Origin of the sequence: Algoriphagus sp. UBA3586 (assembly GCF_002376385.1) — a bacterium.
Classification (GTDB): Bacteria; Bacteroidota; Bacteroidia; order Cytophagales; family Cyclobacteriaceae; genus Algoriphagus; species Algoriphagus ornithinivorans.
This window is the reverse complement of record NZ_DFMT01000050.1, coordinates 67,872-93,234: the sequence shown is the minus strand read 5'-3', so window position 1 is coordinate 93,234 and position 25,363 is coordinate 67,872. Positions and strand designations below refer to the sequence as shown.

Sequence of the window (25,363 nt, the reverse complement as noted above, 5' to 3'; positions counted from 1 at the left end):
AAATCTCGACCTTGTCTTCGATTTCAATAAAGAGGCTTTATTAGTAGTGTCGGATTTTCTGAATAATCTAATTTCTGAAGCGGCATCTTGCTATTGGTGTCGGGTAATGGAACCGCAAGCAATGAAAAATTCATTTGGGGCATTGGGTTTTCATTATACCCAATAATTCTTTGAGTGGGGTCTTTAGAATAAAATTTAGGCTTTTTTACTAAATCAAATTCCTCAACTTGGAAATCAAGATAGCTATTGGAAGTTTTTTTATTCAATCCATAGCCATATGTTGAAAATGGCTCAATTGGAACTCCTAAATCAATATTGTCTCGAATCTTGAAAGATTCAAAATCTTGGGCTTGTCCGTTTCGGGCCTGTCCATTTTGGGCCTGTCCGTATTGGGCATGGTTATCTTGTGCCTTTCCAAAATTCAATAAAAATAGAAAGCTTGCAATGAAGGCTAATATTGGTTTCATAGTTTACTTTTTTAGACCTATGAAAAATAATTTAATAAGCAGTTGATTACTAATTTTTTAACATCTTTTCATGGTTGGCTATTTCCTAAAAAAGTATTTGCTCATAAAGGAGTACTTCGAATAAGATAGTGTTCAAAATATTATTGGGAATGCCCATTGTAAGCTTCAGTCTTCTTTCTTCCAGCCTACTAATGAAAAAAGATTTGGTTAGGGTAGAAGAGATTCAGGATTATCAAGGTTCAATTCCCTTCTCTTTCCCACATTTTTTTCTCCTCCTTTATCTCTTCTTCCAAAATTGGGTTGACAGGGATTTTAGCTCCTCGAAGATAGTGTACAGTCGTTCCTTTCTCTCGTGCTAAGGGATGATTAACTGTACCAATCAATCTATGTTCTTCAAAAAAATTGATCTCTTCCTCAGTTAGTTTTTCAAAATCACTTCTCACCAAAATCAAATGATCCACCGGCTCTTCCAAATCAAACCAATACAAATAATCCGCATTCATGGTGAAGGCTTTTAACCCTGGTGTTTGGGTGTAAAAATTAATCGCTCCAGCCTGTCCGTAATTGGTGCAAATCACCATTGTCCGACCTTTTTCAGGCATTTGAGCAAAAGCTTCATCTACCAAGGTGGCCATCTCCTTCCATCCCAGCATATCGGCAAAATCCTGAGGTAAAGGATACTCTTTTCCATCTTCCCATCGGTTGAGACCAAGCTTGGAATAAGCAGGAGGAGAGTTAAGAACTCTTTCAGGAGAGTAAAAAGGATGGATCAGGGGAACAGCTGGAAAAAATAAGCCAATTGGTAAAATAAGTAGGGCTGAACGAAGTAAATTTTGCCTGATTGTTTGTTTGAATAAGGATGAATTTCGGATAAATTCAGATAGCTGAAATGCTCCAAAAGCAACGATTACAGGATAAAGCCCGATGGCATAATAGGCTTTGGCTTTGAAGAAGGTAAATAGGGCTAGGGTCAAGACAAAAGTCCATGGGATAAGTCTGTAATCCCTGAATTTTTTTGAAAATGCCAATGCTCCAAATCCGATGATCCAGATAAAAAGTGATGGATAAAAAAATAGCAATTGCTCCATCAAAAAGCCGATTCTGGAATTATTGGCCAATTGATACCGACTGAGATAGTCCATATGGGTGAGTACAGGCCAGCCATTCTTCCATTGCCAAAGGAGATTTGGAGAAATAAGAAGTATGAAAATTAATATGGCAAATAAGACCTGCCTGCTGCCGAGCAATTTTCTTTGGGGAGTGGCTAGGATTCCTAAGAGAAGCCCCAAACCTAAAAAGGCGATGGAATATTTATTCAGAAAGCCAAAAGCAAAACTGAGTGCAATTCCATACCAGTTTTTAGGATCCTGATCCCGAATTAACCTCACCAAAAAGTAAAATACCAAAGTCCAGCAAAGGATATCTACCGAGTTAGGCTGGTAGAGTATATTGAGTCGGATCAGAGCTGAACATAATAAGGCCACAGCACTAAGACTCTTGGCGAAAAGATCTCCTCCTAATTTCCCGACCAAGTTCCAAATCACCCAAATAGTCAATGCCCCATAAAGTGCGGGGAAAAAGCGAACCCAAAATTCAGTATTTCCCAACCATCGAATTACTACAGAATTCCAAGAAGTGAAAGGCGGAACAGAAAGGTATCCCCAAGCTAAATGATCCGCTTGATCCAAGTGTAAAAACTCATCTCGGTGGAGTTCAAAATCCGGATGAACTACCAGCCATTGGAGGATGAATTTCAAACAAATAAAAAATGATAATATTAGGTAATCCCTTCTCATTCAGATATTTGAAATATTTTTTACTAACTTAATAAATGGTGAGTGATTTTTGGAATAGGTAATTTAAAAAACTCTTTAATCGTGGATCAATCAATCAACCGTTATTCTCATACCCATCTTTGGCTTCTTATTCCATTTTTTATAACCGTTTTAGGGTTTAGCAGGTATTGGCTGGGCTTCTCTGAAGCGCCATTACATTGGCATTTACACGGTTTAAGCGCTATGACTTGGTATGGGGTTTTGATAATTCAGCCTTACCTGATTTCAAGAAAGAAAATCTCTCTCCATCGAAAGCTTGGTATATTCGGTGTTTTTGTAGCTGGAGCGGTATTTATTTCAGCCATTCAGGTCATTTCTGGAAATATGAATATCAATGAAGGACCAAGAGTAGCAATCAAATACAGTACTTCCTTATCCGAATTGATGACCATGATCGGCTTTGCATTTGCCGTTTTAGCTGGTATTTATTCGGTCAGAAAAACTGATTTACATGCAGCCTGGATGATTTCTACGGTATTTTGGGTACTACCGCCTGCAACAGTCCGACTCATGTTTCTTGTCTTGATGATGATCTACAAAAGCCCTGAAAATCTACCTTTACCACCGGTTATTTTGAATGTTCTAAACATCGGACTCCTCCTTTTAATTATTTGCTTTTTGATTTTCAGGCATTACCGAAAGCAAAAAGTTATTTTAATGCCCTATGTGGTAGTTGCATTTTTTTCTGTTCTGAGGTTATTTATAATTTTTGGATTGAAAGATTCTCTTTGGGTAGAGTCCTTTATAAAGAGATTTTTTGAAAGTTAATTATCCAATCTCGGCATCAAACCTACCTGATCCAATACCACTACTCCTGCTTCCGATTGATCGAAAATAAAGTGGATTTCCTGAAGTTTTGAAGGGTCAAAAAAGGGATTTTTTAAAGCATATTTATTCAAGTCAAACTGATAAAACTGAAATATACTTTCTGTCTCATCCTCCTTATCCAAAAACTGAATTTTCAATACTCTAGACTTGATCAATCGCTGTAAAGGAGAATAATCACTCAAAAGAAACCTGATTTTTTCTCCTTCGCTATCAATCAATTCAATACTGAAATCCAATGGTTGAAGCGGTTTCTCATCATCCTTTTCTTCTTCTTCTTCTTCCTCATCTTCTAGATCAGTTTCTTCACTATTTTCTTCAGTATTTTGATTTTCATTGTTAGACTCATTTTTCACCCATTTTCCGGAGCTTTTGGGATTGGAACTCTCATCTGATTCTGCCAATGAGAAAATCAAAACCGAGCTGGAATCCGGCCGGAAGCTGTTTTGATCCAAAATCATAGAATAAACCGAAAGTACAGAGTCAGGAAGTTTAGGCTTTTCCAAGCCTTCCCAGTCCAAAGTATCTCCACCAAATTCTTCATAGTTCCAGCCTAAAAATACCGCTCTCGTGCCCTTCAAACCATATTTAGGAATAACTTCTCCTTCTCTCCACACGCTTAGGTTTTTACCAACAGCTTGCCTTCCTTTTGTAAGGGTCTTCACTTCAAAATCCTCATCATAGCCAGCCCAAAATCGACTTCGTGAATCTTCAAATTGGCTCAAATAAATACTTTCAGGTAACCAATTTCTTCCCTTTCTAGCATCTGCAAAAAGTGGTAAATATTCCATTTTTTGATTCAGGGTAGTTTCTAAAAAAGCAGAAATAAACACCTCAGCTACCCGCTCCTGATCTTCAACATCCATTAATTGCTTCTTATTCAAGATACCTGAAAAAGTAGCTAGAATATCATTGTCTCCCCAGCTGCTGTTGAACTGCCCATGGTTGGCCCCAGAGATATAGATGCCTGCTTTAAATCGATAAGCCGAATCAGTAAATGCAATGCGCTCATATTGTTTGGCCCCATCGAATGATTCTACATCTGCATCCTGTGCACCGTGAATTCCCAAGTAGCTCACATTTTCAAACTTGGTCAAACTGCTACCAGGCTTGTATTGCCCATCTACCGGAGCTATTGCAACGATAGACTGGATATTGAAATGATAGTCAAATTTGATGCTGGCATCATCAGGATAGTAGTCTAGCTGATTTAACATAGCAGCATGGCCCACTGCCTCTCCACCTCGGGAATGCCCGATCAATGCCAACTTATCTAAATCTACTTTTTGATATAACTCATGCTGAGGATTTGTGGACCAATCCTTCCATTGTCTTAGATGCTCAAGTAAGATCCATCCTCTTGCATCATTTTCTTTATCCAATCCTTTAGGAAAGTCGGACCAGGATCCATTTAGGAAATTTTCGTCAACAGATACCAGAATAAAACCTCGGGAAGCCAATAATTCACCTAAATAATCATAGCCCGGATCAGAAAAATCTTGCATGGGATGATTACCATGCACTACCAAAACCAAAGGAAATGGTCCATCTCCTTCAGGCATCCAAACTCTTCCATTGAGCGGTAATTCCTTAAAATCAAAGCCCCAATAATGAGTTCTGTACTTGCCCGAAATTCCCTCCCAATTGTCCAGAAAGGCCGTCCCATCCACGGACTCAGTTTGATAGCTCACCCCTTCTGCAAATTCTTCTCTCCTGATATCCTTTCCCGAACCATAGGTAAAATAGTTAATTCCATATTTACCTTTTTCAGCTGGTGAAGGTGCTTCGATTACCGGAATATTATCTTCAGCTAGCTTTCCAGCATTGATAATAGGTTTCATCTCCAAACCACGGATACTCAGGAAATAAATAAATGCAATTGCTCCCGCTAAACCCACAATAGTGCCCAAAAAAACAACCACTTTCTTGGGAGTACTAAGTTTGGGAAAGTAACCCTTTTTCAAACTCGCCAATCCTGCACCCAAAAGAGCGAATACCAGTATCAAGAAAAGGAGTACCCTTTCATCCCCTAATCTTGTGACCAGTAAAAGAGGGGCAGCAATGAAAAGTCCAATTTTGAAAAGGCGGGGAAGTTCATTCCATTTATTAAGCAACCAGTTCGAAAGGAATGCAGCTAAAGTTGCAGCTAAAATGATCACTAAACCCAGTAATAAGATCCAAGGATCCCTGAAATTTAAAACCATCCCGACTGTTTCTATCAGGAAAAAAATCATTGAACCAAAGATCAATCTAATCCCAGCTCCTTTGAAGGCATGATCGCCAGGGCTTATTTTTTTGAGTTGTTTAAGAATCCAGTCTTTAATAATGAGAAAAGTGCTTTTGATTTTGGCAAGCATGGGAGGTTAGGGTTAGGTTAAAAATCATTTTATTAAGGCAATTCTCCAAGTTACATCAATGGATGAAAGATGATTTTGAATCAACTTTTTTAAACTAGATGATATTTCAAAACAAATCAGATTCTTACCCATTGAATATCAGTTTGAAGACTGTTCCTTCTCCGATCGTAGAGCGCACTTGAATATTGCCCTTATGTCTTCTCATAATCTGCTTGGAGAGGGAGAGACCAATGCCCGAGCCTTTCTTTTTGGTAGTGAAAAACGGAATGAAAATTTTACCTAGTGCTTCTTCCTCTATTCCTTTTCCGGTGTCACAAACCTCAATAATTATTTTTCCTGCCTCATCTATAAATGCCCTGAGACGGATAATTTTCTCATCAGAATCCTCAACTGCCTGTATAGCATTTTGAGTCAGATTGATCATCACCTGCTCGATTTGGGTTTGATCTCCAAATAGAATTAATTCTTCAGGATCAATTTCTTTGATAAGATGGATTTCGCCTGCCTGTATTTGATGGTGAAGCAGGGTTTCCAATTGCTCAAAAAGGTTAGAAATTCTGATACTGGAAAATTTTGGAGCTGGGATATGAGCCAAGCTTCTAAAGTCCGAAACAAAGCTGATTAATCCCTCTGAGCGCTTCTCGATGGTAGTGATTCCCATCAAATAATCTTCCAGATCCGAAGGATTCAATCCCTCATTTTTTTCTAATTGATTTTCCAATTCGCCCTTGAGTGTGCCGGCTAAGGAAGAAATAGGAGCAATGGAATTCATGATTTCATGAGTTAGAATCTTGACCAAGTTCTGCCATGCTTCCATTTCCTTTTCCTCCAATTCAGATTGAATGTTTTGAAGGGAAACCAACTTGAATTTTTCTCCCCGCATCAAAAGTTCAATGACGTAAACAGACAGCTGCATGATCCCATCGGGATGAGCGATTTTGATCAATTCACTTCCTCCAGTACGCAAACTTTTAATCGCCAGAAAAAGCTCTTTATTGAGGTTTTCTATTTGATTAACATTTTTGAGCTCATCCACATTCAAAATTCTCTTGGCGGAGGTATTCATGATTTGGATTTCTCCATTTTCACCAAAAGTGATCAGGCCTATGCTCAAGTGCTTAAAGACTGAGCGGAAGTATTGGTAATTTGCCTCTTTTTCTGCCTGATCTTCCTTGAGTTTGGCCAAAATCGCATTGAATTCAATATGAAGGTCATCAGTTTCAGTTCCGTCAAATTTTACCGGATAAACCTGCGAATACTTATCCTGCTTAATGTTGTCCAAAAAGGTCCTTACTTTTTTGAATGAACTCTCAGAATATCGAAGTAAAAAAATGATTTGAATAATCACCATAATGATGAAAAGGGAAATCATGAAGACTCCCCATTCATCAATAATGGTATAGGCTAAAAAAAAGAGTGATCCGGCTAAAAGGGCGATTCGCCCCAGTAAGCCTACTTTATAATCCATATTTTTCTAATCGTCTGTACAAAGATGCACGGGTCAAGCCCAGCTCTTTTGCTGCTTTGGAAATATTACCTCCGTTTTTATCAATTGCACGCTGAATCGTACTTCTTTCCATATCATCCAGATTCAGGGTGTTGGAAACTGGAGCTTTTTCTGAGGCAGGTTTGGCAGAAAGGAAGAAGAAATCTCTTGAGTCTAATTGATTTCCTTCTGCCATAATGATAGCCCTTTCTATGGCATGCTGAAGTTCCCGAATATTACCAGGCCAAGGATAGCGCTGAAGTAACTCCATAGCAGAGGAAGTAAAGCTGCTAAACTCCTTTCTATACTTTTGACTGTATTGCTTTAGGAAGTGATTGGCTAATTGTGGTATATCATCCTGTCTTTCTCTCAAAGGCGGAAGGAAAATTTCAACTGTATTGATCCGATATAGCAAATCCTGTCTGAATGTATTCTCCATGACCATTTCATGCACATGCATATTGGTAGCACAAATGAGACGGATATCAACCGGAATGGCCTTGTTGGTTCCAATTCTAGTCACCTCTCTTTTTTGCAAAACAGTCAATAATTTAGATTGAAGAGGCATGGATAAATTCCCGATTTCATCCAGGAATAGGGTTCCTTTATCCGCAATCTCGAATCTACCTGCTCTATCATCTTTTGCATCCGTAAATGCGCCCCTTTTGTGACCGAAAAGCTCGGATTCAAACAAGGTTTCTGTGATGGCTCCCATGTCTACTCCAACGAAGATTTCGTCCTTTCTCAGAGATCTTTCGTGAATGGCTCTGGCAATCAATTCTTTACCAGTACCGTTTTCGCCTAAGATCAAGACATTGGCATCAGTTTGTGCTACCTTATCTATGATGGAAAAGATGTTTTTCATCGAAGCACTGCTCCCGATGATATCTGTGTAAGGTTTTTTGAGATCGGACTGAAGCTGCTTTTGCTTTTTCTGAAGCTTGTCTACTTCATTGTAAGATTCTTTTAATCTAACCGCTGCAGAAAGTGTGGCCAAGAGTTTTTCATTTTGCCATGGCTTCAAGATAAAATCTGTAGCACCTTCTTTGAGTGCCTGAACAGCCATTTCCACATCTCCAAATGCCGTGATTAAAATTACGACAGCTTTGGGGTCTATTTCTTTGATTTGACTTAGCCAGAAAAATCCCTCTTTTCCAGAAGTGGTGTCCTCCCGGAAATTCATGTCCAAAAGAATTACATCGTAGTTGTTATTATTGATCAAAAATGGAATTCTTCTCGGATCCTTTTCAATAGTCACTTCCTTCGCATGCTTTTTTAAAAGCATTTTGGCAGCAAATAATAAGTCCTCGTTATCGTCAATAATTAATATTTTGCCAAGATCTTGATTCTCCATGATTGTCTGTTTTGCCATGTAATAGGGGAAAATGATGCCAATACGCTTCTAAGCCTAATTTCAGCATTTTTCATTAAAAAGTGTTCGCAAGTGTACATATTTATAATGATTTCGGACACTATGCTTCGGAACTGTTCGGCTTTCCTTCCCCAACTATAATTTGTACCTTTGTCTTTTAACAAAAACAATAAATTATCATGCAAGCAAAAAAAGGTGACAATGTGCAAGTGCACTACACCGGAAAACTAGAAGACGGGAGTGTGTTTGATTCTTCAGTTCAGAGAGAGCCACTTGGCTTTACTGTAGGTGGAGGACAAATGATTCAAGGATTCGATGCGGCTGTTCACGGGATGGCTGTGGGTGATAAAAAAACTGTAACTATTCCTGCCGCTGAAGCTTATGGCGAGCGTAGAGATGATATGATGATTGATGTGCCAAAAACTCAGGTGCCTGCTGATATCAAACCGGAAATTGGAATGCAGTTAAGCCTACAGGGGCCTAACGGTCAACCAATGCCAGTGATTGTAACTCACGTAGATGAGGAGAAAATCACATTGGACGCGAACCATCAATTAGCTGGAAAAGATTTAATCTTTGATATTGAATTGGTGAAAATCGGATAATTATATCCCACCAAATCCAAAAAAATCCCCTTAGAGCTATTCTTTGGGGATTTTTTATTGCTTTTGCTTAAGTTCTTGTGGTACTCGGAAGACCTGAATCCTGTTTTTATGAGTCAAAGTCATAAATTCTTGTCCAATCTGTATACCTTCAAATTCAGCATTTGGTATTTGAATTGCCGGTCTTTTCTCTAAAGTCTGTAGGTTTAAAGTCCAAATAATGCCATCTTCCAACCAAAGCAACTGTTCCTGAAAGTAGCAGAGTCTTTCCTGATTTTTTAAATCAAATTTCTTGATAAAATTCCCTTGATTATCAAAAACGTATACGCCCGAACTGGAAATATTCATGAAAAGGCGATTCTTAAATTCTCTGATTTCGGTGACAGATAAGCTTTCCGAATTGAGAATTAGGTTCAAAGGCTGGGAATCTAGTATGGTATTTCTCAGGTAGTCTAATCTCTTTAAGCTAAAATCAGATTCATCCCAAATCCATATCACATTGTTATTCCCTAAAGTTGCTGCTTTGGCTAAGGTGACGTTGACTTGCAAAAAACCATTTTCGGCCAGGGGATTTAAAAACCTATCTAGGATTCTATACTGCTGCAAGTCTGAAGAAAAGGTGAAAATATTCACAGTCCAAGCAGCTTCGAGTTGATGCAGTTGTCCCTGACGAGGAGGAGAAAAGTAATTTTTTTGTGTTCCTTTCGAATCAAAAAGGAAAATATCTCCCTGAATATTGCTTGCAAAAATCTGATCCTTGGTATCAAAGGAAACCAAACTCAATTGATTGACTTCCCAATCGGCTATCGGGCTGGATAATACTGCCTCCTGAGCAAACAGTCTCAGAGGTAATAGAAAAAAAACTATCCAGCAATATTTCATGGCTTACCCTATTTCAATGCAATTTCAGGAATTTAGCATGCTTTACTCAAAAACTAATATTCTGCAGGTGCTTTGAATTTTTTTAGCTCAGCCTTTCTACCGTCAAACTCAAGATAGGTGAACTGGCTGACCCATTCTCCTAAGTTGAAATATGTCGCATGATCGCCGACTTGAAGTTCCAAAGGAAGATGCCTATGCCCAAAGATGTATAGATCATGATGTCTTTTGGATTCTAAGTCTTTGCAATATTGCCAAAGCCACTCTTCTTCTCCCAAAAACCGATCTTCTCCTTTTTCAGAATTGGTTATCCTGCTTTTTCCAGACCAGGCTTTTGCAAGCTTAATTCCCAAATCAGGATGAATCCATCTAAAGAGCCACTGTGCAACAGGATTGACAAATATCTTTTTTAAGAATTTATAAGAATGATCTCCCGGTCCCAAACCATCACCATGACCTACCAATAGGGTCTTATCATTGACCATCAACTCAATGGGATGATGATAAACGGGGATTCCAAGTTCCTCCGTGAAATAGTCCTTCATCCATAAGTCATGATTCCCCGTGAAAAACAGGATAGGTATTCCAGCTTCTCTCAGTTGTTGGATTTTTGAAATAAAGGGGATAAAGCCTTTGGGAACGACTTCTTTGTACTCGAACCAAAAATCAAAAATATCACCTACCAGAAAAATAGCAGCAGCATCTGATTGAATAGAATCAAGCCATTGAATAATCTTTTTTTCACGGCTTTTGCTTGCTTCAGAAGACGGTGCTCCCAAATGAAAATCAGAGGCGAAATAGATTTTTTTCTCTTTGAGGGAAAAATTCTGCAGATGGGAAAACATTCGGAAAGATAGATTTCAGAAACAAAAATAAAAAGCCCCGTCTAAAACGGGGCTTTTGTTGGAAATCATTTTTCAGTTTTTGTATCCGTTTCGGAAACTGTGACTGAATCTGTTTCATTTGATTCTTTTTCCTTTGATTCCTTTTCCTCCGATTCAGAAGCTTTGACTTCAGGTTCGGAATCTTTGCTTTCAGGAGCTACCAAATCTTTTTTATTGGTGTATGCCTGATAGGTAGTTTCTTTGGCAAATGGTCTCTTTCCGATTAGTTTTTCAAGATCAGACTGGAATAAGATTTCTTTTTCCAAAAGCTCTTTAGCCAAAGTCTCCAATTCATTTCTCTTGTCTCTCAATAATTCCAAAGTACGCTGATAAGCAAATTCAATCAGTTTGTGCACTTCCTGATCAATCATCTCAGCGGTAGCCTCAGAGTAGGGCTTTGTCATTTTGTAGCCATCACTCTTGCTATCATAGAAAGAAACATTTCCTAATTTCTCATTCATTCCATAAACAGAAACAATAGAGTAGGCCATTTTGGTGATTCTTTCCAAATCGCTCAAGGCTCCGGTGGAGATCTTTCCGAATATGATTTCTTCGGCAGCTCTACCTCCCAAAGTCATACACATCTCATCAATGAGTTGCTCGGTTTGATATAGGAACTGCTCCTTAGGAAGATATTGTGCATAGCCTAAAGCAGCTACACCTCTTGGAACGATACTTACCTTCACCAATGGGTCTGCATGCTCTAAGAACCAGCCTGCAACAGCGTGACCAGCCTCGTGATATGCTACAATTTTCTTCTCTTCCGGAGAGATAATTTTATTTTTCTTCTCCAAACCTCCGATTACACGATCCACAGCATCCTGGAAATCCTGCATGTCTACTGCAGCTTTATTCCTTCTTGCGGCGATCAAGGCAGCTTCATTACAAACGTTGGCGATTTCTGCTCCTGCAAAGCCCGGAGTCTGAGCAGCCAGTTTTTTAGGATCCACATCATCGGATGTTTTGATAGGCTTCAAGTGAACTTTGAAAATCGCTTCTCTACCTACAATATCCGGCTTGTCAATGGAGATTTGTCTGTCAAATCGTCCTGGTCTCAATAAGGCGCTATCCAATACATCCGGTCTGTTGGTTGCTGCCACAACGATTACTCCTGTGTCAGTTCCAAAACCATCCATCTCCACCAATAGGGAGTTCAAGGTATTTTCACGCTCGTCATTCGAACCTGGCATTTGACCTTTTCCTCTGGATCTACCGATTGCGTCAATTTCATCTATGAAAATGATACAAGGGGCCTTTTCTTTGGCTTGCTTAAATAAGTCTCTAACTCTAGCTGCACCCACACCAACGAACATTTCAACAAAGTCAGAACCTGACAATGTAAAGAAAGGTACACCAGCCTCACCAGCTACGGCTTTTGCTAATAATGTCTTACCGGTTCCCGGAGGTCCTACCAATAAAGCACCTTTAGGGATCTTACCTCCAAGTTTGGTGAATTTGGAAGGGTTTTTTAGGAATTCTACAATCTCCTGAACCTCTTCTTTAGCCTCATCCAGTCCTGCCACATTATCAAATGTGATTTTGACTTTATTCTCTGCATCAAAAAGCTGTGCTTTGGATTTTCCAACATTGAAAATCTGTCCACCCGGGCCTGATGGTCCAGCCATTCTTCGCATCATAAACCAGAAGAAAACGAATAAAAGAATGAGAAAGCCGAAGCTTCCAAACCAACTGCTCCAGTTCTCTTCAGTAGTGACTGAGTATCCAATTCGCTCTTCGTCCGGTCTCTGCTCTTCCATGGCACCAAAGTCAGTAGCAAACTTATCCCAAGAAACAACCTGTAGGGAATAATGAGGCCCATTTGGATTGAAAAAAGTAGAATTCGATTCTAGTTCGGTTTTATATTTTTCTTTAGATAAAGCGGCTGGCTTCAGGGTAATATCTACTCTGTCCATATTTTTGACAATCATGACCTTGGCTACGTCACCAGCCGTATACATGTCTTCAAAACGCTTTTGAGTGATGTCCACCATAGCACCTCTCTGATTGATCCAAGTAAGTCCAATCAGTACCATGACTGCTACCACAATTAACCAAAGCTGGAAGTTTGGCTTCTGAGGCGGTTTGGGGACAAATTTTTTGCTTTTATTATTTTCGCTCATTGATTGATAAGTAATTCTCTAAACTTAAGGTAAAACGGTTTGATCTGGTTAAAGTTTGAGGGATTTTAACCAACTCGGGTAACTTTCGCATCTCCCCATAATTCCTCCAGACCATAATACTCTCTTTTGTCCTTCAGAAATATGTGAGCTACTACGTCCACATAGTCCATCAAAATCCATTGTTTACCACTTTTGCCTTCCACTCTGAAAGGGCTGGATTCTCCCGCTTTGAAAGCCATTTCTTCGATAGAATCGGAAATTGCCTCGATTTGAGTGTCTGAGTTGCCGGAGCAAATCACAAAAAAATCGCTTACGGTATTCTTAATTTTTCTTAGATCCATCACCACGATATTGGAGGCTTTTTTTTCCTCCATACCTTTGACGATGATTTTGCTCAGCTGTTCTGCTGTCATATTTATATTTTAATTTTGCAATGCCTGTAAATCTAATCGGTATCAGGCAAACCAAAAACATATGTATAAAATTCTTGCCAATACCATTTTTTTGGGAAAAGATGTTCATTTCCTGTCAGACTGTCACTCAACCAATGACATTGCATTCCAATTAGTCAGGGAAGGCAAAGCCAAAGAAGGGAGTATAGTCATCTGTGAAAACCAAACACAAGGGAAAGGACAAAGGGGAAATATCTGGAAGGTGGAGCCAGGTAAAAACCTGACTTTTTCTCTCGTTTTATGCCCAAATTTTATGGATGTTTCAGAACAATTTTTTCTAAATATGGCTGTTTCAAATGGGATTAGGCAAGTTTTAAGTGAGTATTTGCCTTTTATTCAGATCAAATGGCCCAACGACTTCATTGTGCCCGGAGAAGGTAAAATAGGAGGGATGTTGATTGAAAACTCCTACAGTGGCAAAGGATGGGAGTTTGCAGTAGTTGGAGTAGGGTTGAATATCAATCAATTGAACTTTGATATATCAGGTCCTAGCTCTTTGAGAAAAATTACGGGGTCAGAATTTAATCTGGAGGAGATTTTTAGGCTATTGATCACTCAAATAGAGCAGTCTTACATAGCCTTAAAAAAGAGAAAGTGGGCTGAATTGAAAACAGAATATTTAAACCATCTGTTTCTATTTCAAGAGAAAGCAGTTTTCAACCATAAAAATGACTCTTTCTCAGGAAAAATTGTCAATGTGCGGCCAAACGGGCAGTTGGAAATGGAGTTGGAAAATGGTGAAAATCAATATTTTGATTTCAAAGAAATTCAATTTCCGGTTTATCATACCTAATTTTAATTTCCGGGTTTTAAGCGGTACCTTTGCAAAAGTTTTTGAAAACGTCTTGTATTAAATAACTATATCACTATGTCAGAAATTAAGTCTGAAAAATTTATTCAGTATAAAGTAAAAGACATTTCTCTTGCCGATTGGGGGAGAAAAGAGATCAAATTAGCGGAAGCTGAAATGCCTGGTTTGATGGCATTGAGAGAAGAATTCGGTGCTTCCCAGCCTTTGAAAGGAGCTAGAATTGCAGGTTGTCTTCACATGACAATCCAAACTGCGGTCTTGATCGAGACTTTGGTTGCTCTAGGAGCTGAAGTTACTTGGTCTTCTTGCAACATTTTTTCTACTCAGGACCATGCTGCAGCGGCAATCGCAGCAGCTGGAATCCAAGTTTATGCTTGGAAAGGAATGACTGCTGAGGAATTCGATTGGTGTATTGAGCAGACTCTTTTCTTTGGAGAAGATCGACAGCCATTGAATATGATCTTAGATGATGGAGGCGATTTGACCAACATGGTGTTGGATCAGTATCCTGAGCTTGTAGCTGGTATCAGAGGTCTATCTGAAGAAACCACTACAGGTGTTCACAGATTGTATGAAAGAATGAAGAATGGTACTCTTCCAATGCCTGCGATCAACGTTAATGACTCTGTTACTAAGTCTAAATTTGACAACAAATACGGCTGTAAGGAATCATTGGTAGATGCTATCAGAAGAGCAACTGATGTGATGATGGCTGGAAAAGTTGCTGTTGTTGCTGGATACGGTGACGTAGGTAAAGGTTCTGCTGCTTCTTTGAGAGGTGCTGGAGCAAGAGTTATTGTTACTGAAATCGACCCGATCTGTGCGCTTCAGGCTGCTATGGATGGTTATGCTGTGAAGAAAATGGTTGACGCTGTGAAAGAAGCTGATATCGTTGTAACAGCTACCGGTAATAAGGATATTATCACTGGCGAGCACTTCAAAGCAATGAAGGATAAGGCTATCGTTTGTAACATTGGCCACTTCGATAATGAGATCGACATGGCTTGGATGAATAAAAACTATGGTCACACAAAAAATGTGATCAAGCCTCAGGTGGATCTTTATGATTTGGATGGAAAAGAATTGATCATTTTGGCTGAAGGCCGATTGGTTAATTTGGGATGTGCTACTGGACACCCTTCTTTTGTGATGTCCAACTCTTTCACAAACCAAACCTTAGCTCAGTTGGAGCTTTGGGAAAAGCATGAAGAATATAAGCCTGGTGTTTATGTGCTTCCTAAGCATTTGGATGAGAAAGTAGCTGCATTGCACCTTTCCAAATTGGGTGTTGAACTAGATACTCTTTCTGAAGATCAAGCCAAATATATTGGTGTTGAAGTAGAAGGACCATTCAAGCCTGAATACTATAGATATTAATTCGTTAGAATTAAAGTATCAAAGCCCCGAAGTGATTCGGGGCTTTTTTTATGGATTGAGAAGTAATTTTCTTCCGTCGGAGAGCTGAGCAAAGGCATCTACTTTACAACTGTCTTTTGCCACATATTCCAAAGAGTGAAGAACTGATTTGCCGGGTTCTCTACTGATTCTCCAAGATTCTTTTCCCGCTCGGGGATAAACTTTTCCTGACCTGATGCAGGTCGCTTCCAATTTTCTAGGAGAATCCAAAATCAGTTGGATGGATCGACCTACGGGGTTTATTCCTGTAACTTCCCCTGTACTATTGATGGTGTTGATTCCAAAAAGTGTTCTTGAAATTTGATGAGTTAAGTTTCCATTGATGGTTGTTCCTGCTTCATTTTTTGAAATAATTCTGAGGTCTTCAAAGGATTCTTGAATTTCAATCAAACTTTTGGGAGTAAAGGTTCTGACTCCCTGTAATTTAAACTCCCCAAACTGATAATCCTGATAAGTTAGTGTCCACCTTGAGGTAGGTGAATTGAGTCCGTATTGAAGAATGATTTGCCCTTTTCGTTCAACTTGATTTTTGATTTCACAAGCGATTTTTGTGTCAAAGTTGAGGGTGACAGTTCTGGTGGATTCAGTGAAAGTAACTGTTGGACACCCTGGAATAATCGTATTGGGAGACTGGTAATCTCCATATCGCAGGATAGCAAAAAAAAGAGACTCGCTGATATTGAGAGAATTATCCAAAAGTTGCCTCGCCTCCACCGGAAGATTAGTTTGGATAGTTCTATCCACATCATCCTGACAGGAGCTTAATCCAATACTTGCAAATAACGCCCAGAAAAGAATTCGTTTCATCAGTTTATTATTTGTTTTTAAGCTTAAGCCTATTTTCATAGCGTGAGATACTTTCTGATTTATAAACTAGAAAATGATAAAAGGCCCAGTCAAACTTTTTAAATCATCTTAAAATTTAATTCGTATCGGCCTTAATGTTCTTTCAATTACCAGGCCGAGTCTTTATCTTGGAGAAAGATAAATCCAAAATTTCTATGATTTTAAACGAAGGCATGCTCAAGGAAGGGGCATTAAAAGGGAAAAATATTTTGATCACTGGAGGAGGTACTGGATTGGGACGCTCTATGGGTGAGTATTTTTTGGAACTAGGAGCAAATCTTATTATCACCTCAAGAAAACTAGATGTTTTAAATGCAACAGCTGAGGAGATGATGAAGGAGAAAGGAGGGAAGGTTCTTCCACTAGCCTGTGACGTCAGGGAAATTGATCAGGTGGAGAAAATGTGGGAAGATGCTACCAAAGAGTTTGGGCAAATCCATGTAGTATTAAATAATGCCGCGGGTAATTTTATCAGTCCAACGGAGCGGCTTTCCACCAATGCTTTCAATACGGTTTTGGATATAGTTCTTAAAGGTACATCACAAGTGACCCTTACAGCAGGAAAGGACTGGATCGCCAAAAAGCAGAATGGAACATTTTTGAATATTGTAACCACCTATGCATGGACTGGATCAGGTTATGTGGTGCCTTCAGCAGCTGCCAAAGCCGGAGTATTGGCTATGACAAGGTCTTTGGCCGTGGAGTGGGCCAAGTATGGAATCAGATCCAATGCTATTGCCCCGGGACCATTTCCTACAGAGGGTGCATGGAGTAGACTTCTTCCAGGGGATTTGGTGAAAAAGTTTGATCCTGCCAAGAAAGTGCCGGTTGGGAGAGTTGGAGAACATCAGGAGTTGGCAAATCTGGCCGCTTACCTCGTTTCAGATTTTAGCTCATTTGTCAATGGAGAAGTAATGACCATAGATGGTGGAGAATGGTTGAAAGGAGCTGGAGAGTTTAATAATCTGGATCAGATTCCTCAGGAAATGTGGGATATGCTTGAAGCGAGCAGAGGAAAAAAAGCATGAGCCCCAAAGTAATTTGGGGCTACCTCAAAGCAAAATGGAAAATAAGGAATCTCTAATCCAAGTCTAAAGAGGAAGAGATTCCCTCTTTTTCAAATGTTTTATTTTGATTGACGGACTCTTTGATACTTTTCTTTAATGCCTGATCGAGCTGCTGAGTCTCTTTCTTGATGATTTCTACAATTCTTTTAGACTCTATGGATTGTTGCTCTATGTCCAACACGTCTAATAGCCCCATGATGTTGGCCACTTTAGCTCTTAAGGTATGAGATTGCTGAAATGCCAAGTCCTTGAGGAAATAATGGTGCTCTTTTAACCAAAGCTCTTGCTTTTTCTTTTCTGTAATATCCAAAATCACTCCCTGAACTTTCTTAGGAAGATGCTCTTTGGTCCACTGAATAGTCCGACCAAAAGCCATGATCCAGATAGTTTGATTTCTTTTGGAAATCAACCTGAATTCCCGTTTGAAAGGGATGTTACCAAAACTTTTGAAATGCTTGGTTAAATCAATGGTTAACTGTTTGAAATCTTCCGGGTGAATGTGTTTTTCCCAAGAGATTTTTTCAGATGACAAAATTTCTTCTTCTGAATATCCCAGCGTTTGAGCTAGTCCTGAAGAAATGGTATTTGATTTTTCAAAAGGGTTGAACTCCCAAAATCCCAATAGTCTATCTTCAAGGATAGTGTCCATGATTTCATTGGCGGAGTCCTCACTGTCCATGAAATCACCCAAACCGATGTTATAAGGTTTTTGGCTTTCAATAGGGTGCCCTATTCCCAAACAAGTTCCTATTTCTGAGCTTAAAAAGAAAAACTCCCACTTGGTCTTAATTAAATTCCCTGATGGGTAAGAGATTTTATGAAGATTCACCACAAAAGATTGATGGTGATTCTGCCATGCTTTTAAGCGGTTATTTTCATATTTTACCCAATCAGAAGAAAGAAAGCAATCTGCAAATTGAATAGGCCTGTCTTTTTTCTCGAAAAGCGATGGGGTAGGTCCCAATCCTGAATCTGAATTCAATACAATCCCATTTTTATCCAAGGTTACTTGCATCAAGTAATCTGACCTTATGGCAAATTGAGCCAAGTAGTGGATGGATTTGGGGTGATTCATTTTCAAAAATACATAAAAAACAAATCAAATTACATAAAATATATTATAAAATACATTAAAAAGTATATGAAATGAATAATTCTGCAATGAATTTAAATAGAACTGAGTTTGGAGATCCTCAAAACAGCGGAAATGTGATTTCCGAAAATGAGGCATTTGAACTTTTGCATGCATGGGTAGAAAATGAAAAACTAATTGCTCATATGAGGCAGGTAGGACATTTGATGCGCTCTTATGCAAAAGAAAAAGCCTATTCAGAGGATGTTCAGCATAAATGGTTTTTGGCTGGATTACTCCATGACGCGGACTGGGAAAAGTGGCCCGAAACGCATTGTAATAAAATTGTGGAGGAATTAGAGGCTAGAAATATTGATCCTGAAATCATCAGAGCTATTGCTTCCCATGGTCCTAAATACTTTGGTGTAGATCCAAAAACAGAAATGGATAAAATGCTCTATGCCTTTGATGAATTGAGCGGTTTGATTCATGCTTATTCCCTAATGAGGCCCAATGGCTATGAAGGAATGGAAGTCAAAGGAGTGAAAAAGCGACTCAAGGATAAAACTTTTGCTGCACAGGTAAGTAGAGAAGATATAGCCGATGCTTGTGAGCGAGCGGAGTTTTCATTGGATGATTTGATCCAATTTATTGTAAGGCATCAAATTGACGCTCTTGTTTAAATAAAAAATAAATCCCCCAGAGGCAGGCTTTGGGGGATTTGAAAGAGAGGTTTTAATCTTCTTCCTCTGCTTCTTGTTCCAGAGGTTTGAAATTTCCCGGAGGCAAAGCCAGTTCCTCATCTTTTTCATAAGGGAAGACTTCTACAATTGGGCTTTCAGTGATGTCAGGTACTCGGAAACTTACCAGCATATTGCTGAGACTTTCCTGAATTCTATCGAATGCTTGTTTGACATCTTCAGCAGTAACTATCATATATTGGGTTACCTTTTTTTCTTTACCACTTTCTCCGTCTGCTACCAAGTAAGTGATTTTGCACTTGTGCCAAAGATCAGCATCCTCATAAAAGAACACATCCACTATATTACTTTTGCTAATTCCGGTCACCTGAAAGTCGCCACGAATCTGAGAGCCAAGTCTATCGTATAAAATTGCCTCAGCTTCAGTAAAAGACACAGCATCTACCAGGTACTGCTCAGATATATTTTTGAGTAGGCCCTGCTCATTTTCTTTAGCATATTTTACTTTGCACAAAAACCAAGTTCTCATATCATTCTAATTTGAGCCTGAAGGTAAAAGTTATAGATCGAAAGGCCATATTTGGAAAGCAGAAAATAAAGGGCATTGAGAAAGGAAAATTTTAAAGAATTGATAATCAATAGGCTGATTTTTAATTTTTTTCCCTTTTAAGAAAAAACGTATCTTTTATCAGTCATATGAGAGATAAATTCTGGAATAGTCTTCCCATCCAACTTTTCTTGTTGCACCTCAAGAAAAATCTGGCCTTAATCCTGGTTTGGGTCCTGCTATTGGCAATTACCTTTGAAGGTTTTGGAGTGGTTTTGGGTATCCCGTTTTTATTCTTGGATCCAGAATACTTGCATGAGGTTTCTTGGTTGAGCTTTATGTTGATGGGGATTGGATTCGCAGTCTTTACCATGGCCTATCACATGACAACTTATATTATTGATAGCCGGGAGTTTCCTTTTTTGGCAGTTATCAATAAGCCTTTTATTCATTTCTGCGTCAATAATTCCATTGTTCCCACTATTTTCTATGCCTGCTATTGCTTTAGGTTTGTGGAGTTCCAACTTCAGAATAATCTTCAAACGGAGTGGCAGGTTGCCGGGTATTTTGGTGGGTTTACCTTAGGAAGTATCCTGTCCTATAGTTTGATTTTCGGATACATAGCCTTTACCAATAAAGATTTTTTTATTCTGTTTGCTGGTTCAGTAGATAAACGCCTACGAAAAGTAAGACTCACCCGTGCAAATGTCCTGAGTAGATATAAAGACCTTAAATCCAAAAAAGGTCAAGTACACTATTATCTCAATCTCAAATTAAGACTGGTTCCTGTGCGACCGGATATTGCAAGGTTTGAAAGCGGGAAATTACTAAGGGTATTTGATCAGAATCATCTCAATCTATTTCTGATTCAGATTTTTCTAATAATCTTCGTTTTATTCTTAGGCTTTTTCAAAGAAGAACCCATACTGCAATTACCTGCAGCCACGTCAGCAACTTTACTACTTGCAATTTTGGTGATGTTGGTAGGAGCAGTCAGTTTTTGGCTGAGGAGTTGGGCTACAGTAATTGTTTTTTCAGTTATTCTATTAGCCAATTATTTCTCCAACTTTCCTTTTCTAAATCGACCTCATGAAGCTTTTGGGATGAATTATCAGACAGAAAAAGCTTCCTACACGCTGGATAAACTCAATGAAATCCTGCATCCAGACACGGTGCAAAAAGATAGGCTCAACACAGAAAAAATCCTTGATAATTGGAAAGGAAAACTAGTAGAAGAAAAACCAAAAATGGTTTTGATTGCAGCTAGCGGTGGAGGTCAGCGAGCTGCACTTTGGACATTATCAGTCTTGCAAAATTTATATGCTATCAATGATGGTGAAGTAATTAAACATACAGAGCTATTCACAGGTGCTTCTGGCGGTGTTCTAGGGGAGGCTTTTTTCAGAGAAATCTACCTCAGGTCCTTGGACGATCCTTCCGTCAACCCTACAGATTCTTTGTATTTGGATCAAATGTCGGCTGATAATCTCAACCCAATTATTTTTTCCTTATTAGTCAATGATCTTTTGATCAGAAATCAATATTTCAAATATAATGATAGGCGTTATCTGAAGGATAGAGGCTATGCTTTTGAAAATCAGTTGAATATCAATACTGATGGCATCATGGATAAACCGCTGCATGCCTATAAGGAACCCGAAGAAAGTGGGAAAATCCCTCTCTTACCAGTTACTTCTTTGATAACCAATGATGGAAGAAAGCTGGTTATCTCTCCTCATTCCATGTCTTATTTGGGTACTTCTATGATGGGGAAGTTGGGTTTGGATGAGAAAAAACAAAGCATAGATTTCTTGCGGTTTTTCAGAGAACAGGATGCAGAAGACATACGCTTTCTTTCTGCATTGAGAATGAGCGCTACCTTTCCATTTATCACTCCCAATGTGCAATTGCCTTCTGAGCCTGTTATGGAGACAATGGATACAGGATTATCAGATAATTTTGGAATTCAGGATGCCTTGAGATTTACTTATGTTTTTCAAAAATGGATAGCTGAAAATACCTCTGGAGTAGTATTGATTACAATCAGGGATTCAGAAAAATCAACCGAGATTCCAGAAAGTCCTGTCCCTCGAATTTTTGAGAAGGTATTTAACCCATTGAAAAATATTTACTCCAACTGGGATAATGTTCAAACCATTCAAAATGAGGTTCTATTCAATTATATGGCAGAGTCTATGACTTTTCCATTGGAAAAAATTGAGTTTGAATATGCCCCGGAATTGGTTCAGGCCGAAGAACTCACAGGCAGTCAACAAACCATGCAAAGGGCTTCCCTGAACTGGAGACTAACCGCGAGAGAGAAGCAATCCATTTTGTTAAGTATTTACTCTCCAAAAAATCAGAATTCACTTCAGCGTGTCAGTGAGATTTTCTCTAAAAAATAAAAAGGAGTTTTTAGCTCCTTTTTTGCTTTCAAATCAATAGGCTAAGCCTAATTTTTTATAAATAAAATGCATCAACCAAGCGGGGCCTATCATTAGAAATTGAACATCTTTCAGAAAAGATGGCTTTTTTCCTTCTACTTTATGTCCATAAAACTGAAAAATCCAGGCGATAACGAAAATACCCAAACTGATCATCCAGAGCTTGCCGGGGAATAAGATGTCCAGAAAGTTGGCCAAAGCCAGGCAGAGAGCAGAGAAAAATAACATTCCTAATGATAGTGGTGCTGATAATGTTACATAATAAACCAAAACTAAGAAAAGGATAATGGTTGCCCAATTAGCAAAATTTCCCAATAATGGAAGGTACTCGGGAAGGGGACCCTCAGGTATGCTGAAAATCAACCCAACTATGCTGAAAAATATAGCCGGAACACAAATCCAGTGAATTAATTTATTGGTCGGATTCTGATGGCTAAGGCCATATTCATGCAGGAGTTCATCAATTTTTCTCATAGCTATTTGGGTTTTTCCTCATCTTTGATTTTAAATTACAAATTCTCTATTTCAAAATTTATAAACTGAACCAAAATGTTTAGCTATTGGGAGTCAAAAAACTTTTTTAATCATGATCTGATTGTGGTGGGGGCAGGATTTGTGGGCCTTTCTACTGCTATTCATTTCAAGCGTAAAAATCCGAAAGCCAGTGTTTTGATTTTGGAAAGAGGAATTTTTCCGGTTGGAGCCAGTACCAAAAATGCTGGTTTTGCATGTTTTGGATCCTTAACAGAAATATTGGATGATTTTTGGAGTATGACCCAAGATGAGGTGGTGGAGTTGGTGAATAGAAGATATAAAGGACTCCAAAAGATCAGGAAAGAATTTGGGGATAAGGCCTTGGCGTATAAGCATAATGGAGGTTTTGAACTAATAGAAGAGGATCAGCTTGGGGCAGTTGAACAGATTCCTGAAATCAATCAACTTCTAGAAAAAAGCTTTGGAGGAAAAGTTTTCTCCAAGGTCAAGAAGTTTGAGAAAATGGGTTTCTCAGATAAAATCAAGATGGTGGTGAAAAATAGATACGAAGGTGAGTTGGATCCCGCCAAATACCTAAGTTGCCTTTGGAACTTAGCTGGTGAATTGGGAGTCAAAATCGTAACTGGAGTAGAGGTACTGGAAATTGAAAAAGACACTGGAAGAATATTGGCTACTGATAAGTCTGAAAATCCGTTTTTTGAATTTTTCGGAGGTCAGGTTGCCATTTGCTCCAATGCATTTACCAAAAAAATCTGGAAAGAGTCTGAAATGGAACCAGGAAGAGGTTTGGTGATGGTTTCTAATCCTTTAGAGTTTGAAATTCCTTGGAAGGGATGTTTTCATTTGGACAAGGGCTACGTGTATTTTAGGGCAGTAGATGGAAGACTCTTATTGGGAGGTGCCAGAAATGTAGATTTTGAAGGGGAAAAAACAACCGAAAATAAGGTGAATCCCAAAATCAAAAAGCATTTGATACAATTGGCAGAAGAGGTGATTTTTCCTGGAAAAACTATTGAATGGGATAGGGAATGGACCGGAATCATGGCTTTTGGAGCTAAAAAATCTCCATTGATACAGCAAGTAGGACTCAAAACAGCTGCCGGGGTAAGGCTCGGAGGGATGGGAGTGGCTTTAGGATGGCAGGCAGGAAAAGAACTTAGCGACCTTTTGAGAAAAGGGAATTGATTTTTTTTGGTTAGATTCAAGACTTCAATCACCAATTACTGATTAATGCAAGAGAATATTCGAGCTCCCAAAGTGCTGGATGCACTGATTCCACTCATTTTTTTGATAGTTCTGCTGGTTCTCAATATCCGTGTTTTTGGTACGGATGGACTGTCAGGATCCAATCAAATTGTCTTGATTTTATCTGCTGGAGTTGCTGCCTTAGTTGCTATTTACAGACTTGGATTCCATTGGGAAACCTTGCAAGATGGCATGGTAAAAAGCATTAGCTCGGCCATGTCCAGTATTCTCATTTTGTTTCTTATTGGTGCATTAGCCGGTACTTGGCTAATTTCAGGAATAGTTCCTGCGATGATTTATTATGGTCTTCAGGTATTAAGCCCAACCATATTTCTATTCGCAGCTTGTATTGTCAGTGCTGTTGTTTCAGTTTCTACCGGGAGTTCCTGGACTACTGTTGCTACAGTAGGTGTAGCTCTTTTAGGAATTGGCAAGGCCTTGGGTTTTGAGGAAGGAATTATTGCGGGCGCAATTATATCTGGTGCTTATTTTGGTGATAAAATGTCGCCACTTTCCGATACAACCAATCTAGCTCCAGCAATGGCGGGTACAGATTTATTTACCCATATTAAGCATATGGCCAAAACTACTGTCCCATCCATTATAATTACATTTATCATTTTCATCATTATCGGCTTCAATTATGAGACAAATGGCTCTGTAGATGATGTGAAGGCAATTTCTCAGGTGATTCAGGAAAACTTTAATATCAACGGCTGGTTATTCATAGTGCCCTTGGTGGTTTTGGTTTTAATCGTGAAAAAAGTACCTGCAATTCCTGCTTTATTGGTTGGAGCTCTACTCGGTGGAGTATTTGCAATTATATTTCAACCTGAAATAATAGCCTTGATTGCTGATGAAGGTGGCTCGTACGCTTATTTGAGTTTTAAGGCAGTGATGATGTCGCTTTACGGAGAGATATCTGTTGTGACCAGTAATGATGTAGTGAATGAATTATTGGTGACCAGAGGAATGGGAGGGATGCTTAATACCATTTGGTTGATTATTTGTGCGATGATCTTTGGAGGTATTATGGAAGTAAGTGGCATGCTAAGAGTATTGGCTGAGGCTGTAATTCAGAAAGTTCATCGTGTAGGGTCTTTGATTGCTTCTACCGCAGCTACCTGTGTGTTCTTTAACATTACCACTTCAGATCAATATTTGGCGATCTTGGTCCCAGGTAGAATGTATGCGGATGTCTACAAAAAGAGGAAATTGAAGCCTGAGAATTTGAGTAGAACGTTGGAGGATTCAGCGACTGTTACTTCTGTATTGGTTCCATGGAATACTTGTGGAGCAACGCAGGCTTCGGTATTGGGAGTGGCTACATTAGTGTATGCACCTTATTGTTTTTTTAATATTATTAGCCCATTTATGACCATTCTTTATGGGTATTTGAACATTGGTATTAATTATTACGAGGAGGAAGAAGTTTAGTGG

The 25,363-nt window shown here is 39.0% G+C and carries 22 protein-coding genes; 9 read left to right on the top strand and 13 right to left on the bottom strand.

The genetic code is table 11. The features are described 5' to 3' along the window. Nucleotides 1-23: 23 nt before the first annotated feature. Nucleotides 24-467: a hypothetical protein gene (locus B2906_RS18460; protein ID WP_219956518.1), complete on the bottom strand. Its 444-nt coding sequence runs from the start codon at nt 465-467 to the stop codon at nt 24-26. Between the two features lie 239 nt (nt 468-706). Beyond that, a complete protein-coding gene (locus B2906_RS18455) occupies nt 707-2,224 on the bottom strand; it encodes a glycosyltransferase family 39 protein (protein ID WP_255590360.1) in 1,518 nt (505 codons plus the stop codon). Between the two features lie 120 nt (nt 2,225-2,344). Here B2906_RS18455 and B2906_RS18450 point away from each other — a divergent pair, with 120 nt between their 5' ends. Beyond that, entirely contained in the window at nt 2,345-3,070 is a 726-nt protein-coding gene (locus tag B2906_RS18450) for a hypothetical protein (protein WP_219956516.1), read from the top strand. On the opposite strand, the gene B2906_RS18445 is transcribed toward B2906_RS18450, so the two are convergent. The 3 genes from B2906_RS18445 to B2906_RS18435 form a co-directional block, all read right to left on the bottom strand. After that, a complete protein-coding gene (locus tag B2906_RS18445) occupies nt 3,067-5,484 on the bottom strand; it encodes a chlorophyllase/cutinase-like alpha/beta fold protein (protein WP_286942295.1) in 2,418 nt (805 codons plus the stop codon). The two genes, B2906_RS18450 and B2906_RS18445, sit on opposite strands and share 4 nt — an antisense overlap. Nucleotides 5,485-5,608: 124 nt before the next feature. After that, nucleotides 5,609-6,952: a sensor histidine kinase gene (locus B2906_RS18440; protein ID WP_219956514.1), complete on the bottom strand. Its 1,344-nt coding sequence runs from the start codon at nt 6,950-6,952 to the stop codon at nt 5,609-5,611. Next, entirely contained in the window at nt 6,942-8,324 is a 1,383-nt protein-coding gene (locus B2906_RS18435) for a sigma-54-dependent transcriptional regulator (RefSeq protein WP_091649723.1), read from the bottom strand. Before B2906_RS18435 ends, B2906_RS18440 begins: the two co-directional genes overlap by 11 nt. Nucleotides 8,325-8,518: 194 nt before the next feature. Between B2906_RS18435 and B2906_RS18430 the strand changes: the two genes are divergently transcribed. Next, nucleotides 8,519-8,947: an FKBP-type peptidyl-prolyl cis-trans isomerase gene (locus B2906_RS18430; RefSeq protein WP_091649466.1), complete on the top strand. Its 429-nt coding sequence runs from the start codon at nt 8,519-8,521 to the stop codon at nt 8,945-8,947. A gap of 54 nt (nt 8,948-9,001) precedes the next feature. Here B2906_RS18430 and B2906_RS18425 read toward each other — a convergent pair whose 3' ends face one another. From B2906_RS18425 to rsfS, 4 genes are all read right to left on the bottom strand, one after another. Further along, entirely contained in the window at nt 9,002-9,826 is an 825-nt protein-coding gene (locus tag B2906_RS18425; RefSeq protein WP_219956513.1) for a hypothetical protein, read from the bottom strand. Between the two features lie 53 nt (nt 9,827-9,879). Beyond that, nucleotides 9,880-10,668, bottom strand: coding sequence for a UDP-2,3-diacylglucosamine diphosphatase (locus B2906_RS18420; protein ID WP_286942291.1), 789 nt, complete (start codon nt 10,666-10,668; stop codon nt 9,880-9,882). A 65-nt stretch (nt 10,669-10,733) separates the two neighbouring features. Next, nucleotides 10,734-12,827: an ATP-dependent zinc metalloprotease FtsH gene (ftsH, locus tag B2906_RS18415; protein ID WP_286942288.1), complete on the bottom strand. Its 2,094-nt coding sequence runs from the start codon at nt 12,825-12,827 to the stop codon at nt 10,734-10,736. Between the two features lie 65 nt (nt 12,828-12,892). Further along, on the bottom strand, nt 12,893-13,240 hold the full coding sequence (gene rsfS / locus B2906_RS18410; RefSeq protein WP_091649477.1) for a ribosome silencing factor: 348 nt from the start codon (nt 13,238-13,240) through the stop codon (nt 12,893-12,895). A gap of 61 nt (nt 13,241-13,301) precedes the next feature. Here rsfS and B2906_RS18405 point away from each other — a divergent pair, with 61 nt between their 5' ends. Beyond that, on the top strand, nt 13,302-14,072 hold the full coding sequence (locus tag B2906_RS18405) for a biotin--[acetyl-CoA-carboxylase] ligase (RefSeq protein ID WP_286942284.1): 771 nt from the start codon (nt 13,302-13,304) through the stop codon (nt 14,070-14,072). A 75-nt stretch (nt 14,073-14,147) separates the two neighbouring features. Beyond that, nucleotides 14,148-15,467 (top strand): adenosylhomocysteinase, encoded by a 1,320-nt coding sequence (gene ahcY / locus B2906_RS18400; protein WP_091649483.1) that lies wholly within the window; start codon nt 14,148-14,150, stop codon nt 15,465-15,467. A gap of 48 nt (nt 15,468-15,515) precedes the next feature. Here ahcY and B2906_RS18395 read toward each other — a convergent pair whose 3' ends face one another. Beyond that, on the bottom strand, nt 15,516-16,313 hold the full coding sequence (locus tag B2906_RS18395; RefSeq protein ID WP_286942281.1) for a hypothetical protein: 798 nt from the start codon (nt 16,311-16,313) through the stop codon (nt 15,516-15,518). A gap of 194 nt (nt 16,314-16,507) precedes the next feature. Between B2906_RS18395 and B2906_RS18390 the strand changes: the two genes are divergently transcribed. Beyond that, nucleotides 16,508-17,380: an SDR family oxidoreductase gene (locus tag B2906_RS18390; RefSeq protein WP_091649725.1), complete on the top strand. Its 873-nt coding sequence runs from the start codon at nt 16,508-16,510 to the stop codon at nt 17,378-17,380. A gap of 52 nt (nt 17,381-17,432) precedes the next feature. On the opposite strand, the gene B2906_RS18385 is transcribed toward B2906_RS18390, so the two are convergent. After that, on the bottom strand, nt 17,433-18,494 hold the full coding sequence (locus B2906_RS18385; RefSeq protein WP_286942279.1) for a PAS domain-containing protein: 1,062 nt from the start codon (nt 18,492-18,494) through the stop codon (nt 17,433-17,435). Between the two features lie 71 nt (nt 18,495-18,565). Here B2906_RS18385 and B2906_RS18380 point away from each other — a divergent pair, with 71 nt between their 5' ends. Beyond that, entirely contained in the window at nt 18,566-19,174 is a 609-nt protein-coding gene (locus B2906_RS18380) for an HD domain-containing protein (protein WP_286942277.1), read from the top strand. Nucleotides 19,175-19,226: 52 nt separating this feature from the next. Here the strand turns inward: B2906_RS18380 and B2906_RS18375 are convergent, their stop codons facing one another. Next, the gene (locus B2906_RS18375; protein WP_091649493.1) at nt 19,227-19,721 is read right to left on the bottom strand and encodes a DUF4494 domain-containing protein; all 495 of its coding nucleotides are present in this window, start codon (nt 19,719-19,721) and stop codon (nt 19,227-19,229) included. A gap of 167 nt (nt 19,722-19,888) precedes the next feature. On the opposite strand from B2906_RS18375, the gene B2906_RS18370 reads away from it, so the two are divergent. Further along, the gene (locus tag B2906_RS18370; protein WP_286942275.1) at nt 19,889-22,144 is read left to right on the top strand and encodes a patatin-like phospholipase family protein; all 2,256 of its coding nucleotides are present in this window, start codon (nt 19,889-19,891) and stop codon (nt 22,142-22,144) included. A 33-nt stretch (nt 22,145-22,177) separates the two neighbouring features. On the opposite strand, the gene B2906_RS18365 is transcribed toward B2906_RS18370, so the two are convergent. After that, a complete protein-coding gene (locus tag B2906_RS18365) occupies nt 22,178-22,657 on the bottom strand; it encodes a DUF962 domain-containing protein (RefSeq protein WP_091649499.1) in 480 nt (159 codons plus the stop codon). Nucleotides 22,658-22,732: 75 nt separating this feature from the next. Here B2906_RS18365 and B2906_RS18360 point away from each other — a divergent pair, with 75 nt between their 5' ends. Next, nucleotides 22,733-23,863 (top strand): NAD(P)/FAD-dependent oxidoreductase, encoded by a 1,131-nt coding sequence (locus tag B2906_RS18360; protein ID WP_219956507.1) that lies wholly within the window; start codon nt 22,733-22,735, stop codon nt 23,861-23,863. A 45-nt stretch (nt 23,864-23,908) separates the two neighbouring features. After that, the gene (nhaC, locus tag B2906_RS18355) at nt 23,909-25,360 is read left to right on the top strand and encodes a Na+/H+ antiporter NhaC (protein WP_286942272.1); all 1,452 of its coding nucleotides are present in this window, start codon (nt 23,909-23,911) and stop codon (nt 25,358-25,360) included. Nucleotides 25,361-25,363: the final 3 nt, after the last annotated feature.

What these genes read in the sequence shown, in the direction of transcription:
- nhaC (WP_286942272.1), top strand. Translation starts at nt 23,909, where the DNA reads ATGCAAGAGAATATTCGAGCTCCCAAAGTGCTGGATGCACTGATTCCA.
- B2906_RS18420 (WP_286942291.1), bottom strand. Translation starts at nt 10,668, where the DNA reads ATGTTTTCCCATCTGCAGAATTTTTCCCTCAAAGAGAAAAAAATCTAT.
- B2906_RS18405 (WP_286942284.1), top strand. Translation starts at nt 13,302, where the DNA reads ATGTATAAAATTCTTGCCAATACCATTTTTTTGGGAAAAGATGTTCAT.
- B2906_RS18395 (WP_286942281.1), bottom strand. Translation starts at nt 16,313, where the DNA reads ATGAAACGAATTCTTTTCTGGGCGTTATTTGCAAGTATTGGATTAAGC.
- B2906_RS18460 (WP_219956518.1), bottom strand. Translation starts at nt 467, where the DNA reads ATGAAACCAATATTAGCCTTCATTGCAAGCTTTCTATTTTTATTGAAT.
- B2906_RS18365 (WP_091649499.1), bottom strand. Translation starts at nt 22,657, where the DNA reads ATGAGAAAAATTGATGAACTCCTGCATGAATATGGCCTTAGCCATCAG.
- B2906_RS18445 (WP_286942295.1), bottom strand. Translation starts at nt 5,484, where the DNA reads ATGCTTGCCAAAATCAAAAGCACTTTTCTCATTATTAAAGACTGGATT.
- B2906_RS18370 (WP_286942275.1), top strand. Translation starts at nt 19,889, where the DNA reads ATGAGAGATAAATTCTGGAATAGTCTTCCCATCCAACTTTTCTTGTTG.
- B2906_RS18435 (WP_091649723.1), bottom strand. Translation starts at nt 8,324, where the DNA reads ATGGAGAATCAAGATCTTGGCAAAATATTAATTATTGACGATAACGAG.
- B2906_RS18375 (WP_091649493.1), bottom strand. Translation starts at nt 19,721, where the DNA reads ATGAGAACTTGGTTTTTGTGCAAAGTAAAATATGCTAAAGAAAATGAG.
- B2906_RS18440 (WP_219956514.1), bottom strand. Translation starts at nt 6,952, where the DNA reads ATGGATTATAAAGTAGGCTTACTGGGGCGAATCGCCCTTTTAGCCGGA.
- B2906_RS18385 (WP_286942279.1), bottom strand. Translation starts at nt 18,494, where the DNA reads ATGAATCACCCCAAATCCATCCACTACTTGGCTCAATTTGCCATAAGG.
- rsfS (WP_091649477.1), bottom strand. Translation starts at nt 13,240, where the DNA reads ATGACAGCAGAACAGCTGAGCAAAATCATCGTCAAAGGTATGGAGGAA.
- B2906_RS18425 (WP_219956513.1), bottom strand. Translation starts at nt 9,826, where the DNA reads ATGAAATATTGCTGGATAGTTTTTTTTCTATTACCTCTGAGACTGTTT.
- B2906_RS18380 (WP_286942277.1), top strand. Translation starts at nt 18,566, where the DNA reads ATGAATAATTCTGCAATGAATTTAAATAGAACTGAGTTTGGAGATCCT.
- ftsH (WP_286942288.1), bottom strand. Translation starts at nt 12,827, where the DNA reads ATGAGCGAAAATAATAAAAGCAAAAAATTTGTCCCCAAACCGCCTCAG.
- B2906_RS18360 (WP_219956507.1), top strand. Translation starts at nt 22,733, where the DNA reads ATGTTTAGCTATTGGGAGTCAAAAAACTTTTTTAATCATGATCTGATT.
- B2906_RS18390 (WP_091649725.1), top strand. Translation starts at nt 16,508, where the DNA reads ATGATTTTAAACGAAGGCATGCTCAAGGAAGGGGCATTAAAAGGGAAA.
- ahcY (WP_091649483.1), top strand. Translation starts at nt 14,148, where the DNA reads ATGTCAGAAATTAAGTCTGAAAAATTTATTCAGTATAAAGTAAAAGAC.